This window comes from Nostoc sp., assembly GCF_036917655.1.
Classification (GTDB): Bacteria; Cyanobacteriota; Cyanobacteriia; order Cyanobacteriales; family Nostocaceae; genus Nostoc.
In genome coordinates, this window is sequence record NZ_JBALCY010000080.1 from 45,288 (window position 1) to 61,159 (window position 15,872).

At 42.0% G+C, this 15,872-nt stretch carries 12 protein-coding genes and 1 pseudogene; 7 read left to right on the forward strand and 6 right to left on the reverse strand.

The genetic code is table 11. The annotated features are described in order from the left end of the window. Positions 1 to 8: 8 nt before the first annotated feature. Entirely contained in the window at positions 9 to 536 is a 528-nt protein-coding gene (locus tag V7K30_RS30935; protein ID WP_335005951.1) for a hypothetical protein, read from the reverse strand. A 403-nt stretch (positions 537 to 939) separates the two neighbouring features. Here V7K30_RS30935 and V7K30_RS30940 point away from each other — a divergent pair, with 403 nt between their 5' ends. Then, entirely contained in the window at positions 940 to 1,578 is a 639-nt protein-coding gene (locus tag V7K30_RS30940) for an esterase/lipase family protein (protein ID WP_335005952.1), read from the forward strand. 69 nt (positions 1,579 to 1,647) lie between these two features. Here V7K30_RS30940 and V7K30_RS30945 read toward each other — a convergent pair whose 3' ends face one another. Further along, positions 1,648 to 2,079 carry a VOC family protein gene (locus tag V7K30_RS30945; RefSeq protein ID WP_335005954.1) on the reverse strand — a complete coding sequence of 144 codons (432 nt, stop codon included), beginning with the start codon at positions 2,077 to 2,079 and terminating at the stop codon, positions 1,648 to 1,650. A 598-nt stretch (positions 2,080 to 2,677) separates the two neighbouring features. Between V7K30_RS30945 and V7K30_RS30950 the strand changes: the two genes are divergently transcribed. From V7K30_RS30950 to V7K30_RS30960, 3 genes are all read left to right on the forward strand, one after another. Continuing rightward, a complete protein-coding gene (locus V7K30_RS30950; RefSeq protein ID WP_335005956.1) occupies positions 2,678 to 3,475 on the forward strand; it encodes a TIGR00297 family protein in 798 nt (265 codons plus the stop codon). Positions 3,476 to 3,868: 393 nt separating this feature from the next. Continuing rightward, positions 3,869 to 4,651: a peptidylprolyl isomerase gene (locus V7K30_RS30955; protein ID WP_335005958.1), complete on the forward strand. Its 783-nt coding sequence runs from the start codon at positions 3,869 to 3,871 to the stop codon at positions 4,649 to 4,651. Beyond that, complete coding sequence (locus V7K30_RS30960) at positions 4,600 to 7,302, forward strand: type I secretion system permease/ATPase (RefSeq protein ID WP_335005959.1); 2,703 nt, start codon at positions 4,600 to 4,602, stop codon at positions 7,300 to 7,302. Before V7K30_RS30955 ends, V7K30_RS30960 begins: the two co-directional genes overlap by 52 nt. A 492-nt stretch (positions 7,303 to 7,794) precedes the next feature. Here V7K30_RS30960 and V7K30_RS30965 read toward each other — a convergent pair whose 3' ends face one another. Then, positions 7,795 to 8,568, reverse strand: coding sequence for an SDR family oxidoreductase (locus V7K30_RS30965; RefSeq protein WP_335005961.1), 774 nt, complete (start codon positions 8,566 to 8,568; stop codon positions 7,795 to 7,797). Between the two features lie 679 nt (positions 8,569 to 9,247). Here V7K30_RS30965 and V7K30_RS30970 point away from each other — a divergent pair. Beyond that, positions 9,248 to 10,942: a S8 family peptidase gene (locus tag V7K30_RS30970; RefSeq protein ID WP_335005963.1), complete on the forward strand. Its 1,695-nt coding sequence runs from the start codon at positions 9,248 to 9,250 to the stop codon at positions 10,940 to 10,942. Between the two features lie 306 nt (positions 10,943 to 11,248). After that, positions 11,249 to 11,992 (forward strand): alpha/beta fold hydrolase, encoded by a 744-nt coding sequence (locus tag V7K30_RS30975; protein ID WP_335005964.1) that lies wholly within the window; start codon positions 11,249 to 11,251, stop codon positions 11,990 to 11,992. 265 nt (positions 11,993 to 12,257) lie between these two features. Here the strand turns inward: V7K30_RS30975 and V7K30_RS30980 are convergent, their stop codons facing one another. The 3 genes from V7K30_RS30980 to V7K30_RS30990 all read right to left on the reverse strand — a co-directional run bounded on the left by V7K30_RS30980 (position 12,258) and on the right by V7K30_RS30990 (position 15,353). Then, on the reverse strand, positions 12,258 to 13,754 hold the full coding sequence (locus V7K30_RS30980; protein WP_335005966.1) for an HlyD family efflux transporter periplasmic adaptor subunit: 1,497 nt from the start codon (positions 13,752 to 13,754) through the stop codon (positions 12,258 to 12,260). 110 nt (positions 13,755 to 13,864) lie between these two features. Further along, a complete protein-coding gene (locus V7K30_RS30985) occupies positions 13,865 to 14,740 on the reverse strand; it encodes an SDR family oxidoreductase (RefSeq protein WP_335005968.1) in 876 nt (291 codons plus the stop codon). A 262-nt stretch (positions 14,741 to 15,002) separates the two neighbouring features. Next, a complete protein-coding gene (locus V7K30_RS30990) occupies positions 15,003 to 15,353 on the reverse strand; it encodes a hypothetical protein (RefSeq protein ID WP_335005970.1) in 351 nt (116 codons plus the stop codon). Positions 15,354 to 15,482: 129 nt separating this feature from the next. On the opposite strand from V7K30_RS30990, the pseudogene V7K30_RS30995 reads away from it, so the two are divergent. Next, a pseudogene (locus V7K30_RS30995) lies at positions 15,483 to 15,676 on the forward strand (hypothetical protein). The last annotated feature ends 196 nt before the right edge of the window (positions 15,677 to 15,872 follow it).

Genomic DNA, 15,872 nt, shown 5'->3' on the forward strand with positions numbered 1-15,872 from the left:
GTCCTCTATCAATTGTTAGGCGTTTTAATCTGACGTGCCATCTCTAAGTAAGCACTCATATTCGCTCCTGGACGACGACGACCATTAGAGCTAGTAGTCGAAGGAGCAAGATATTTTGGCGCAAAGGTGGTTTCAGTTGGCTGCTCTTTGAGTACTTTGGCTGCTGCGGCTTTTGCATTTTTGCCCGGTTCAATTTTAAGACCCTCAGCAGTTTGGACTAGCGTAACATCGGCTGGTTTAGGGTTTTTAGCTGATTTTCCATTAGCCTTACCTGCGGCGGTTTTTGTTCCGTTCAATGAATCTGGCTTGGATGAAGCTGGTGCTTCTGATGCAATTGTTGCCGTTACTTTTTTAGCATTCGATGCAACTGTCTCTGCTACTTTCTTCGCGTTCGATGCTACTTCTTTAGCAGCATCTTTGACAGAATCTTTGGCTTCGTCCAGTTCTAAGAAGTAGCCGTTGCTTTTCTTCTTGCCTGGTAACAGTCCGGTAATGAAACCCAGAAGACCCGAAATTAACTTTTTGATAAAATCCATTACAATTACTCCTGCCTTTTACCTTTTTTAGAACTCGACCGTAATTTTTAACAATTACGACAAAATGTTACATTTTTTGCTTGGCGTCACGTCGTTATAGTGACAACGCTTATAGGCTTGTGGTTAATCAACATTGTAGTAAAACTATAGGGCAAATGTTTTCTTGCAGACACTTGCAACCTCTACACACCGAGAATTAATTATTAAATTTTACTGTAGCTAAGAGCAAGATTCTGAAAGCAAGCTTGACAAAAATTAACATTTCTTTGTTTGGTAAATATCTAATTGAAGTGAAGCAAGCAGTTAACTTTCAACCAGTGGGAGGAGTGTCATAGCCTATTGGTAGATAGCAACGGTACTCAGTTACATTTTTTACATACTTAATTCAGCCAGATTTTTATAGATGAACACTAAAAATCAGCAGCGCAATCCTGTGTTATTGGTACACGGTCTTGACGACACAGAGGCAGTTTTTCATAAAATGAGGGCATATCTCATACAAAGGGGTTGGTCTGTATATAGCTTGGATCTGGTTCCTAATAATGGTGATGTCGGTCTGGATGAGTTGGCAAAGCAAGTAGCCGATTATGTTACGGCTACCTTTGCATCAGAAGAACGCCTAGATTTAGTAGGCTTCAGCATGGGAGGAATTGTCAGCCGTTACTATGTCCAGCGACTGGGAGGAATTAACCGCGTACAGAGGTTTATCACCATCTCTTCGCCCCATAATGGAACTGTAGTTGCTTATGGTTCCTGGCGTCCTGGTTGTATACAAATGCGCCCCGACAGCATTTTTCTCAAGGATTTAAATTCTGATGCTGTAATATTGGGGCAGCTAGATTTTACGTCTATCTGGACACCTTATGATTTGATGATTCTCCCAGCGAATAGTTCACAAATGTCCGTAGGACGCGAAGTAATAGTACCAGTTCCTCTACACCCTTGGATGCTGACAGACTCCAGGAGTTTAGCAGTAGTGAAAATAGTTTTAGAGCGTATTAAGCTTAAGCTACCCTTCCTTAAGAAAGCATCCAGTCAGTAGCCAGGATGCTTGCCACGCCTGATTTATTCATCTTTAATTACGAATTACGAATTACGAATTACGAATTTATTAAGTCCTATCCCCAATTTGTGTATGTTCGTAACTTCCAAAAATTGCCTCTGGGTTGCAATAATACTTGAACTCCATGAGGTTATAAAAGGGATCTTCTAAAAAGAAAGTGCGATGCTCAAGAGGAGAACCAACAAAGCGATTTTTGGTTCCTTCCCGAAAAAGTAGCTGTTGTTGTTCTGCCCTTTCTAGTAAGTCTTGCCAATCACGTTCTTGGGTAAAAATTAGCCCAAAGTGTCTAGGATAGATAGTCTGTTGCGGTGTTAATGGTTCTTTGGTGACGTGAGCCACTAGTTGATGGCCGTAGAGATTGAGAATCAGGGCGTGATGGTTTTCACGACCAGGAATGCAGCCCAAGCCATCCACATAATATGCTTTTGTTTGGGTAATGTCAGTCACAGGGAAAGCAAGATGGAATAAAGTTTGGCTCATAGCTTGTGTGGAAAAGGCTAGGGGTTGATGCTATCTATAATTTATGGTGTTAAGTCTTGATTGTGGTTAACTTGAACACAGTTTTAATTGACATTAACTTATATTCTTTATCTTTATGACTAAGACTAGGAACTGAGTACCAATTCAGCCGCCGCAACCTGTGGCTAGGGACTTCACCCTGTATCTACATAATTTACACTTAATTCTTTAGGTGAGGCTTTGTCTTGTGCAGCTATACTAATTTAGGTTTGTATTGGCAGACCCTTGGGAACGTAGATTATTTAATAACTTACAACTTTCATAGGGTGTGTTCGGAATTTAACGCACCCGATGAAAGTGCTTTAGATGCGTTACGCACTCGAAGACTAAACAGAAGTTTTGCATTTTGTTTAATCCACGTTCTTTAGTCAATATTGCGGTGTATATCTAAGAGATTGTTTGTAGTTTTACACTCAGCTTTCAGGGCGATGCCTACGCTATTTAGTTAATAATACAAACATATTACTTTAGCTGGGGAGGTGTCATAAATTAAGCACTAAGCATGAGAAATTCGTTATTCTGTTGATATTCAAACAAAATTACTCATGATTATTTGCTGATGTCATCCTTAATTAATTCTGTGAATCCCTGGTTGGTGGCAGTAGGATTAAACACAATTCTATTGGGTTTAGCTTGGATTGCTCCAAAAAAGCTGCTTACCCCAGCAGGATTATTCCACGCTTGGTTTCTGGCCATTCTAATTTGGGTAACTCTAGGCTGGCAAGGATATGCAGTAGTAATGTTCTATTTTCTGGTTGGTTCTGGCGTTACCCGCATCGGTATGGCGCAAAAGGAGGCAGAAGGAATTGCCGAAAAGCGTTCTGGGGCAAGAGGCCCAGAAAATGTTTGGGGTTCGGCTTTGACTGGGGCGCTGTGTGCTTTGGGAGTAGGAATAATAAATTCGGGATTTCTTGTACCTAGTCCCCAATCCCTAATCCCCAATCCCCAATCCCTACTTTTGTTAGGCTATGTAGCGAGTTTCAGTACTAAGCTGGCTGATACCACTGCTAGTGAAGTCGGTAAAGCGTATGGTAAAAGCACCTTTTTGATTACTACACTCCAACCAGTGCCTCGCGGCACAGAAGGGGCGGTAAGTTTGGAGGGAACTTTAGCAGGTATAGTGGCTTCTGTGGCGATCGCATTTGTTGGTTGGGGAGTTGGTTTAATTGATCTATTAGGAGTCGCTTGGTGTGTGCTGGCAGCATTTATTGCCACCAACATAGAAAGTGTGATTGGGGCAACACTGCAATCTAAGTATACCTGGTTGACCAATGAAGTAGTAAATATTTTTAATACTTTAATCGGGGCGATCGCGGCTGTGCTACTTGCCTGGACATCGATAAGTATCATTAAGTAGATTGGGCATTGGGCATTGGGCAAAACAGTTCCTCTTTTCTGTTAGCGGTAGCGGGACGTTTAGCCCGTTCTGAGTAAAGAAATGAGATTCTCCATTTATGACTCATGACTTAGCACTCATGACTCAGCACTCATTAGGAGCATTGGTAGAAAATAAGCAATCTGCTTTACTACTGCGCTACCGCTGATATTTTCAATCCTGTTTTGTCCCCGCTAGACTGTAAAAGAGATTATGGTAAATTATTTTATTTACTAGCTATATAATTCTCTGGCAATCTAGATGTAATTAGTTCATGGAATCTTTATTATATTTATCCATAAACGACCAGATGATTTCTATATGATTTAATTTAAAAGTCCTATAAGTGTTTAACCATATTCACATAATTAGTTCATGGAATCTTTATCATTTTTGACAATCAATGACCAAATAATTTCTATTGAGTCAGCAGTAAAGTACCTGCAAGCCTCTGGAAAATTGGGACAGTTCATTGGGGATATTCTCCGCCAGTACGTAATTGAAGAAGAAATCCGAAACCGAGACGATATTGAGATTGGTACAGCAATAACTGAACAGGCAATTATTGACTTTAGGTTGAAAAATCAACTGACCGATCCCCAAAGTTTTCAAGAATGGTTAAATACCAACAACACAGATTACGCTACCTTTTACACATCGGTTAGTTTTGGTTACAAGTTAGAAGAGCTAAAAGCTGTAGTGACCCAAGCAAAACTCCAAGAATATTTTATTGAACGCAAAATTTTTTTGGATCGGTTAGTACTTTCCCGAATTGTTGTTGATAATCGAGAATTGGCAGACGAACTACAAACCCAAATTGAAGAAGGAGGTAGTTTTGAGCAACTAGCTAAAGAGTATTCACTTGCAGATGACCGAATTGTGAACGGCATGATGGGAATCATCAGCCGAGGAAGTATGCCGGATATATTACGGGCAGCTATTGATATGGCGAGTCCCGGACAATTGATAGGACCAATAGAAATCGTTGGCAAAGACTCTCCCCAAGGAGAAGGACCTTATGGTTTGTTTCGAGTAGAACAATTTATGCCAGCGTCTTTAGAAGATACTCAACTAAAGCAAGCACTACAAAATGAGTTATTTGAGAAATGGCTAGCAGAGAAAATTCAAAAACTGACAGTCAAATTACAAGTGAGTTAAAAATTCTGGATAATGAATCTTTACGATTAAAAGTGCTAGCTTCTTTGCCTTGGGATCAGCCACCTTTATGCTGGCTGACTCCCGAACAACAATCCAAATTGGAAAATGAGTCCCAAACTCGTCAGTATCGTCTTGGAGAAAAAATCTGGTCAAACGATGTCGGCGGTTCCCAATTCTTAATTGTGGCTGGAAAAGTTCGCTTACGAGAAGAAGGCATTGGCAAACCTTTAGCAGCCCTAGATGTGGGAGATTGGTTTGGTGACTTACAAAAGCTATCTGCGGATTTTAAAGCTGTAGCTGCCAGTAAAGAAGTAATAGTAGTGTGTTGGGATACATCGCTGTGGGCAGAATTTTCTAACCCACAAATTCAAGAGTTCTGGCAAGTGTTACCAGTGGACATGCAGAGAGAAAAGGAGACATTTTCCTTCTCTTCCACTCGTTCACTAGCGCCAGCTTCGGAGGGAACTTCCAGCCCCCACAGCCTCCAACCCCAAAGAGGACTCCCAGCCGCCAATCTGATCGTCTCAAATTATCCCTTTGTTGCCAGTTGGAACACCGCAGCTGCCTGTTTAACAATGGTGGCGCAACAGTTAGAAAATTCTGTGCAACTGGAATGGGTGCAGCGCCAACTCAGAGGACAACGCCCAAAACAGGTTGTGGAAGCAGCAGAAAAGTTAGGGTTAGTGGTGCGGCGGTTACAAGTGAGTTGGGGTGAGTTGCGACAGCTGTCATTTCCAGCTTTACTACTGTGGAATTCTGACTCACCCCAGAGTCCATCTTGGGTGGTAGCCTATGGAGTTAAAGGCGATCGCCTAATTATCGCTAACCCTCTAAATCCCGATCGCCTTTGTGAAAGCTTGCCGCAGTCCATAGTTGAGGCGTCCTGGGATGGACAATTGTGGCAAGTAGAACTGATATCTCAGCAAGAAAAATTTAACCTCAGTTGGTTCACTCCAGCAGTTTGGAAGTATAAGGAATTGCTAACAGAAGTATTGTTAGCATCTTTTACCTTGCAGCTTTTGGGGTTAACAACACCACTAATTACGCAAGTTGTCATTGATAAAGTGATGGTGCAGGGGAGTTTGCCGACTCTCGATGTGATGGCGATCGCACTTTTTTGCGTAGCCATATTTGAGTCCATACTTGGCATTCTGCGCCTATTCATCTTTACCCATACAGCTCGTCGTCTCGATTTGAGTTTATCAGCACAGCTATTTCGCCATCTGATGCGTCTGCCTTTAGCTTATTTTGAGTCGCGGCGCGTCGGAGACACAGTAGCACGAGTTCAGGAACTCGAACAAATTCGTCAGTTTCTCACAGGTACAGCATTAACTGTGATTCTGGACAGCATCTTTGCTGTGGTGTACCTGGCATTGATGTTTTACTATAACATCCCACTCACCTTTGTGGCTTTAGCAGTACTGCCACTGTTTGCCACCTTGACGATAGTTGCAACACCAATTCTGCGTAACTGGCTCAACGAAACCTTTAACCGGAGTGCCGATAGTCAATCGTTTCTAGTAGAGACAATCACGGGGATTCACTCCGTTAAAGCCCATGCAGCAGAACCAGTAGCCCGCGATCGCTGGGAAGGCTTATTTGCTCGCTTCATTCGCACAGGTTTTAAAGCTTCTACTACCTCCAATATCAGCAGCAACATTGGTGACTTTCTCACCAATTTTTCCACCATGCTGATTCTCTGGTTTGGAGCCAAGTTAGTCATTGAACAAAAGCTCACAGTCGGACAGCTAGTTGCCTTTCAAATGCTTTCGGGCAGAGTCACAGGCCCTCTTTTGCGCCTAGTACAGTTGTGGCAAAACCTCCAACAAGTGCTACTTTCTGTAGATCGCATTGGTGATATTCTCAACGTCTCCCCAGAAGCTGAACTGGGAACTGGTCTAGTTTTACCGCCCCTGAAAGGACAAGTCACCTTCGAGCAAGTATTTTTCCGCTACCGGCCCAACTTTGAAGCAATTCTGCGGGGAATATCTTTCAATGCCGAACCAGGGCAATTTGTTGGCATTGTCGGACGCAGCGGTTCTGGTAAAAGTACTCTGTCTAAGCTATTGCAACGCCTCTATCAAATTGAATCAGGACGCATCCTGATTGATGGTTTTGATATTAAAAGTGCAGATTTAGCTTCACTGCGGCAACAAGTTAGTGTAGTTCTTCAAGAAGACTTTTTATTCAACGGTTCCATTTTGGAAAATATCACTCTCGGTACTCCCGACATTACCGCAGAGCAAGTAGTAGAAGCGGCAAGACTAGCAGTAGCCCACGACTTCATCAGTCAATTACCCTACGGTTATGAAACCAATGTTGGTGAACGTGGGACTGCTTTATCTGGCGGACAGAGACAACGTATTGCCCTAGCAAGACTATTTCTTTCCCAAGCACCGATTTTAGTTTTGGATGAAGCTACCAGTGCTTTGGATAGTGAAACTGAACAGCAAGTACTGCAAAACCTGCAAAAAGTTTCCGCTAACCGTACTGTATTTCTGATTGCTCACCGCTTTGCTCCCCTCAAACGTGCTGATTTGATTTTGGTGTTGGAGCAAGGCGTGATTGCCGAACGTGGTACTCACTCACAGTTGTTGCAACAAAAGGGTTTGTACTGGTCACTATATCAACGGCAGCAAGCAAACATTTAATAGATTTAACTAGCTTTATAGCTTGTGCCTACTTGATATCTGGAGAGTGGCTTAAGAATAGTCTTTGGCGAATGGAGTTATACACCATTCGTCATTTGAGTTTGCTTACAAACTTGTCATGCAACAGGATGATAACAATTCAAAATTCTTGCATTAAAGACATTTTCAGACGGGGATTTAAACCCCGACTGTAGCAAGATCCCGCAGGGGTAACTTCGCGGAGGCGGAGTGGCTCTGACTCCGCGCTACCTGTATTGTTGGGGTCTTAAACCCTTTGATTTATGATAAATTTTGCGATCGCAATGTTTTAGAATCAAGTATTTGCTTTTTTTCTTGCACCACTCGAACTGTACTAGTACCGCTACGCAAAAATCAAAAGGCTTTTATTTTGCGCTTTCCGGCTCTTTTGAATGGTAGCTTTATTTCCGCCGTGATCTACTGGAAATAATTATTTTTAACGTCAGGATTCACGTTGTTAAGCGCGTAATTGACTCAGGTTGCTAATAAACCGCCATCCACAACCAAAGACTGGCCCGTTATGTAAGCAGCTGCGTCAGAACACAGGAACAATACTGTAGACGCAATTTCTTCTGAACTGCCCATGCGTCCCATTGGAACAGAATTTATTAGTTGTTGCGTGCCAGCATCGGCATCTTCTCCTAAGTTCGCTGCGAAACGCTCAACCATAGCAGTAGTAATGAAGCCAGGATTGACGGCATTAATCCGAATGCCCTGTTTAGCGTAATCCAGCGCCGCAGATTTGGTTAAGCCCATGACAGCATGTTTACTAGCATGGTAGGGAGCAATACCCGGAAAAGCTATCAGTCCGGCGATGGATGAGGTGTTGACGATTACGCCACTTCCCTGTTGAAGCATTTGAATGATTTCGTACTTCATTGAGAGAAACACGCCGCGAACGTTGATTGCCATCAGTTCATCAAATTTATCAAGCGATTGCTCGTGCAGTGGAGTTACCGGTGACTCAATTCCTGCATTGTTAAAAGCGTAATCGAGTCTTCCATAAGTCTCAATTGTCTTTTCAATAGTTACCTTAATATCTTCTTCCTGCGAGACATCGGCTCTCCAAAAAGTTGCTTCTCCCCCTGTTTGTTTAATAACCTCAACGACCTTTTGTCCTTCTTCCTCTCGGCGACCTGTGAAGACTACCTTTGCACCTTCGTTAGCAAAGGCGATCGCAGTAGCCCGACCAATGCCTGAAGTCCCACCTGTTACAAGTGACACTTTGCCATCAAATTTACCTGCCATAATTTCCTCTCAGTAAAGTTTTTATACTATTAGGTTGAGCTAACAACTGATACTCTCCGATCATGTTACTTCTGTCAACTACCACCGACCTGAATTATTACTTTTTAACGTATAAAAATAGGTGCTTTAACTGAGTCTAACGCACACTACTGCTGTGACACATCTCATCTAAGCTCGACTTTATCCAAAATTAAGAACTCGCTTTTCTTTATCCGGCAAAACCCCTGGTTTTTGGCAAATACTTTTTCTACCTCATAAATTATCGATAAATATCAAAAAGTAAAACTGCCATCAGACAAAGGTTTCAGCTTATGTGTTCGCCTAAGCGTAAAAATGGATAAAGTCGAGCTAAGAAGATGTTTGAAAAGTATTGTTGGTAACAGCAAAACCTCCCAAACATTTGGAATTTATAAGTTTACAAGCATAAAAAAATTAATTTTTTATGCCACCAATTTATACTTACATCACTACAAATTTAATATTTATTTCATCAGTTACTTTATTAATAATAGTTCCACTATTAATTCTGCTTTTTGGTAATAGAATTAGCATTTTGTTATCAAATTCCATAGTAATTATTGACAATGGAGCTAATTCACACCTTAAAATCTTTTTCTTTTAAAGATTTTAACGCTTCAATCTGTCAAAAAAAGATTGCTATCTTTGAGAAAAAATACTTATGAGCATTGATGATGTTAATAACAATGTGTTGTCAAATAAACGGCTCAATGTCACTTCAACTTCCTCATTAGATAGCTTTAATACGAAGAATGACTACAGCCTCAACCTCAGCAGACGTAGTAGCTACAACTCAGCCGATGCTGATGTGCAGTTGCAAAATAGCAGTAACGCTACTGCTAATGCTTTAAGCACTGGGAATTATAACTCCACCAATGGCTATGGCTTAATTAATGCAGCAGCAGCAGTGGCTAAAGCTGCTGGTCAGAATACCTTTGCTGATGTTCCTGATCTTAGTGGCAATAATTGGGGAGCAGACCTGATTAAAGCACCGGAAGCCTGGGCACATGGATACACAGGTAAAGGCGTTGTTGTGGCTGTTATAGATACTGGGGTTGACTATAACCACGAAGATTTAAAGGATAATATCTGGACGAATCCCAAGGAAATTGCTGGCAATGGTAAAGATGATGATGGCAATGGCTATGCTGATGATACCCACGGCTGGAACTTTGTTGACAATACTAATAATGTCCTAGATGACAACGGTCATGGCACTCATGTTTCCGGCACGATCGCAGGAGAAAATAATAACTACGGTGTCACTGGTATTGCTTATGATGCCAAGATTATGCCCGTCAAAGTTTTGAATGCCTCTGGCTCCGGTTCTTACACTTCCATCGCTAAGGGCATTGATTATGCTGTAAACAATGGAGCTAACGTGATTAACCTCAGTTTAGGAGGTGATTATTCCAATCCTACTCTAGAGTCAGCCATTGACTATGCCAGCAGCAAAGGAGTAATTGTCGTCATGGCAGCAGGTAATGATGGTGACTCATCACCAGATTATCCCGCCCGCTATGCATCCAAGTCTGGAATTGCCGTTGGGGCAGTAGATAGAAATAATAATATGCCCGACTTCTCTAATCGCTCTGGAACGAAGGAAATCGCTTACGTCACAGCCCCAGGAGTCAAGGTCTACTCATCAGTTCCGAATAATCAGTATGCCACTTATAGCGGCACGTCTATGGCTGCTCCCCACGTTGCTGGTGTAGTTGCTTTGATGCTTAGTGCTAACCATAATTTGACTGATGCCCAAGTCCGTCAGATTGTCACAGAAACGGCAGGAAATAGTACACAAACTACAAGCTCTAGTTTTAATCTTTCTAATGTCAGTTCTCTGGCGAATCAGGTGATTGCAAACACAGCAGTAAATAATACACCAACTACAAGCTCTAGTTTTAATCTTTCTAATGTCAGTTCTCTGGCAAGGCAGGTGATGTCTGACGATAAACTGCTACGCATTAACGCACAAACCGCAAATTATCTTACATCACAGACAATTTCTAGTTTTAATAGTTCCAATTTTGCTTCTCTGAGCGGTCAGGCAATTACAGAAACGGCAAAGTATCTAACACCAGATACTATCGCTAGTTTTAATAATTCCGATGTCGGTTTTCCAATAGGTCAGACGAGCGCAGAAACAACAAAATATCTGACACCAGCCGAAGGTAATAACGGATTAGCCAATCCAGAATTATGGTCGCAATTCCAAAACTCTGAGAATATTCTGAGCAGCATCAATGTGGATAGCAATGATGATAATGATGATAAGAATAATCCTGATTATGGCAAATTATTAGAGGGAATGCAAAAACAAATAGAACAGTATAGAAAATTCTTGGGTATCGCTTGAAAATTATATAGCGATTTGCAGTTGAGTCCAATACAGAGCTAATACTGCTCGATTAAGAAAATCAAGCAACCTAAAAACCTTGTAGAGATGCGAATTTTCGCGTCTCTACATTTTTATAATTATCGCTCACAATCCTTAACTGAGTAGTATTGAATACAGACCTAACTCCCAAGCATTGCATCTTGATCGGATCAGCCAACGGATAAATACGCTGATTAATGCGGAGTATGGGACGAGACAGAGCGCTTAACGTCGGTGCAACCTTGGATATACGGCAATCCGAAATTCACACAACAGGAGAAATATATGAGTCAACATTTCGTCCTCATTCATGGTGCATGGCATGGAGGTTGGTGTTGGGACGGCGTGATTCGAGAACTCGAAAATGCAGGTCACACGGCAGTCGCTCCAACGCTCCCTGGAAACAATCCTGATGATGACTTCGCATCAGTAACGTTTGCTGACTACCTAGACGCGATCGCGGCAGTGCTAGAGCAACAACAAGAACCTGTTATTCTCGTCGGTCATTCAAGTGCGGGTTTTCTTCTGCAAGCAGTTGCACCCAAAGCAGCCAACAAGATTGCTCATCTCGTCTTTCACAATGCCTTTATCTTGCCAAATGGTGCTTCGCAATTAGATATGCTTCTCCCCGAAGTCGCCAAAATTTTGATTGATGCTGCGATGGCTTCTCCTCATAAAAGCGTACCTGTTCTGGAAGATTTAGTTCGCAATGCTTTAATGAAAGATGACTCAACAGAAGTACAAAATGCACTGCTGAGTCGTCTGGTACCACAACCATTCGTTCTCTTCAATACTAAGGTCAAGACCAATGACTTCTTTGCCTTAAATATCCCTCAAACAGTGTTGTTCTGCAAAGATGATCGCTCACTTCCACCGGGAACCTATCTCAAGATGGTACAAAGCCTTGGCACGTATGAGCTAATTGAATGCCCAGGAGGTCATGAAACGCTGTTCATTGATCCCAAAATTATTGCAGATGCACTGACGACAAAAATTACCACTAACCCTACATTTCATGCGATCGCATAGTGTGCTAGAGCAATCCGAATTGAATCATGAGAAAATACGGAGATTAAAAGTACGTATTTATAAGCTTTTCAGCCTTTTGCTCTCTCACAAATGATTTAAGATTGCTATAGCAACTCAGAGAACATTCGAGAAATATCGTGAATGAATGTAGGGTTTAGCATTGCTAAACCCTTACGTTTTAGGTATGGGTTGTGGGGTGCGTAGGCGTAGCCCAACCCAGGCATCGCTCTTTGATATGGTTATGAAAACAGGAGAAACTACAAACCTACCTAACTGAAAATGCTTCATTAAACCGTCGTGTCACAGGCTCAGTGATGAATGTCAAAATTGACTTTTTACGAGTGACAATTTCACCTGTAGCAGCCATACCTGGTGTAAATTCTACTTCTTGACCCCGCACATTCACCGAATGTTTACTTAGCTTAATTCTTGTAGGAAAAACTAAGCCTAATTCTTTATCAATAATTGCATTCGGACTGACTTGCATAACTTCGCCCTCCACAGTGCCAAATTCCTGGAAGGGGAAAGTCGCCATTTTCACTTTTGCCTTCATTCCTTGACGAATAAACCCAATATCGCGGTTGAGAACTTTCACCTCTAGGAGCATTTCTTCCCCTTCCGGCAAAATTGACAGCAATTCTTCACCTGATTGCACTGGGCCCTTGGTGGCTTTAACTCTATAAATCGTACCGGCAACGGGAGCCTCAATCGTTTCTAAAGCTTGCTGCTTCCTCGCCTGATCTAAGTTACCTTGAACAGTTGTCAATTCTTCTTTACGCTTGTTGAACTGGGTCAAAATTTCACTTTGGCGTTCTGATGTTACACGTTGCAACTGACTGCGTGCAGCGTTGTAAGCTTGTTGTGCTTGGCTAACTTCTTGGACTTGGCCAGCAATATCTTTTTCTAATGATGTGACTTTATCTTGAGCCTCTGTGATTTTATTCTGGGCGTTAGTAACTTCATCTTTTGCTCTGGTGATTTCTGTCTTTGCAAGAGTTAATTTTTCTTGGGCATCTAAATAATCTACACGAGGTACAGCGCCAGGAGTAATTAGGGTGTGTAGGCTTTTTTCCCTTTCTTGTGCAATGGCCAAATTACTTTCAATTTTAATGCGGATGCTATCTGCGTTGACAAGGTTGGTTTTGGCATTGCCAACGCTGCTTTTGGCATTAACTAAGTTGTCTTGCAACCGAGTCAAGCGGACTTTGGCTTGATTGATCAGTGCTAGTTGGCGATTTGCTTCTGCTTCTGCCGCAGCTTGACGCGCTTGGAAGTCTTGCAGGCGGGAGTTTAAAAGTTCATCTTGTAGTTTCGTCCCAGTAGTTTTGCCTCCGGTGCGTTCTGCATCCAAACGTTGCAAATCGTCTTGAATCAATCTAGTAGATTTCGCTAGGCGGGAAACATCGGTTATTTTCAAGTCTGGATCTTTTTGAATCAGAACTTCACCTTTAGTAACGCGATCGCCTTCTTGCACTTTAACGGCGACAATTGACCCTCCACCCAAGGATGTCACCGGTCTTACCTGTGTAGAAGCAATTAATTCCCCTGGTGCTGTTGCTACTTCATCTATTTGTGAGAAGTACGCCCAGGCGATCGCCCCAAATACGATGACGGTCATCGTTCCCGCTAATAATCTCGTGTACAGGGGTGGCAATTCCTGTACTGCCTTCCCTAATTCATAGGTGAGTTGTTCCTCTGGTTGGGCGAATCGCTCTTTTGTCTGACGGGCTTGAGCAGCATTTGCAGCTAGGGAAGATTTCATAGAATTTTGGATTTTAGATTTTGGATTTTAGATTATCGGTAATTGGGGATTGGAAAAACTCTTCCTAGTCACTAGTCCCCAGTCACCAGTCCCCAGTCCCCAGTCCCCATTCAAACTGCTAGATAGCGCCGCAAAAAACTTTCTAATGTCTCTAATTGGAAGTTAAAAATTGCCTCTAAATTGGCAATTTCATCTTTTGTACAGAAAAATTCATTTGCTAGCAATGTGCGATAAGTTCCCAAAGCTTTTTGGATTTGGGGATTGAATAAACCCAATGCACCTTGTAACCCATCAATGACAAACAGTGGTGAGTTAATTATTACTGGTTCTTTGGTGAAGATCCGACCAAAAATCCGGGGAATATCTTCTCGTAATAAAATCTCCGGCCCTCCTACTGGTAAAATCTGGTTGCGAGCGCCTTCAACTGTCACAGAATCTACGACTATCCTTGCCAAATCATCGGTACTGACAATTGAGGTACGGTTTTTGCGATCGCCAATCAGCAAATACAATCCAGTTTCCCGAAATCGTTCTACTAGTGGCAGCAAGTTAGATGCTAATCCAGCTGGGCGTAAAATTGTGTAATTCAAGCCACTAGCTGCTAAATATCGTTCTACTGCTCGTTTGGCTTTGAACACCGGAGCGTCTTCATATCCGCGATCGGCTCCCAATACAGAAATGAAGACAAAATGCTCTACACCATTGGCTTTCGCTTGGTCAATCAGTTCAATATTGGCGCGGTAATCTAAAGATAGGGCATCGCTATCAGAACCGTGGGCGCTGATAATATACTTCACACCCCGACTAGCTTTCTGAATATCTTTTTCCTGTAGCAAGTCACCGATAAAGATTTCTGCACCCCGATGTTCTAACTCGCTGTAGCGCGAGGTAAGGCGAACAAATGCCCGCACAGACTGTTCTCGTTGTCGTAGGAGTCGCACAACTCTGCGACCAATTCCTCCCGTTGCTCCAGTTACCAGAAACATATAAATACCTAAATTGAATACTTTCAGCGTTTATAGTTGTTGAAATCCTTGATAGATGCTCAAAATCCGTTGAGCAATACTTAAACAACATGAGCATATCTTTATACTTTCTTACTAGGTTGAAGATATCCTCACGCCAACTAAGCCAATAGGTCACACCTTATTTATCTTAATACTCTAAAAATTATCCCCCATATCTTTGTAGATGTAGGGGATAGGTTAATCAGATTACTTTTACTGGCTCAACAAGTCAATAGCTTGTTCAAGCGACATTTATAGCCTTGTGCAAGTTCAGCAGGTTCTCCTGGTCGTAGCGGTCAGGATAGCTCATTTTTCTGCCTTCTAAAGTTATCCGAATTAGTGCTGCTTGCTCATCTGTGGGTGAATTCATCTCCTCAATAGCAGAACTGATTATCTGGATAACGTTAAACTTAGGGAATTTTAACCCTTTACTTTGCTTCATTTGTTGTAGCGCTAAAAATGGAAATGCCATCAGAGTTACGATATACGAGGTTTTGTATCCTGCATTCCCGGTTGGTTTGATGCCGTATCTACGACACAAATCGCGTAATTCTTTTATCGTCTTGATTTCAAGTTCGGAACGCGTGAACATAAAATAGTAGTGTCCATTTTTTGAAATTGGATATTGGTGGTTGTACTTCCGGCAAGTTGTAGCAACCACTAAAAAACAATCTATTGTTTTGGCACCAAGTAAATTAAGCATTGTTTATATTTCTCAATAATGCCTAATCCTAAAGGGAACCCACAGAATTTACAACCAATTAAATCCAATAGGGAAGAATCATTAACAGAAAGGATTAACCTACGCATTACCAAGACTATGAAGGAAGAACTATCCACCAAGGATGAGATGATCCTCCAGAATTTTGCCGTCGTGCAATCCAGGAAGCATTAGAGAAAGATAGAGAAAAGTAATCTCAAAGGGATAGTTGTTACTAGTGTGTGAATTACTGGAATAAGTCAGCAAAATGGCATATTGAGATAGCAATATGCCATTTTGGTTGCGGAAAACACCGAAATGAGAAAGCAAACACAGCTTTTGAGTAAGTCAAATGCCATTTTGCTTGCGGAAAACACCAAAATGAGAAAGCAAACACAGCTTTTGAGTAAG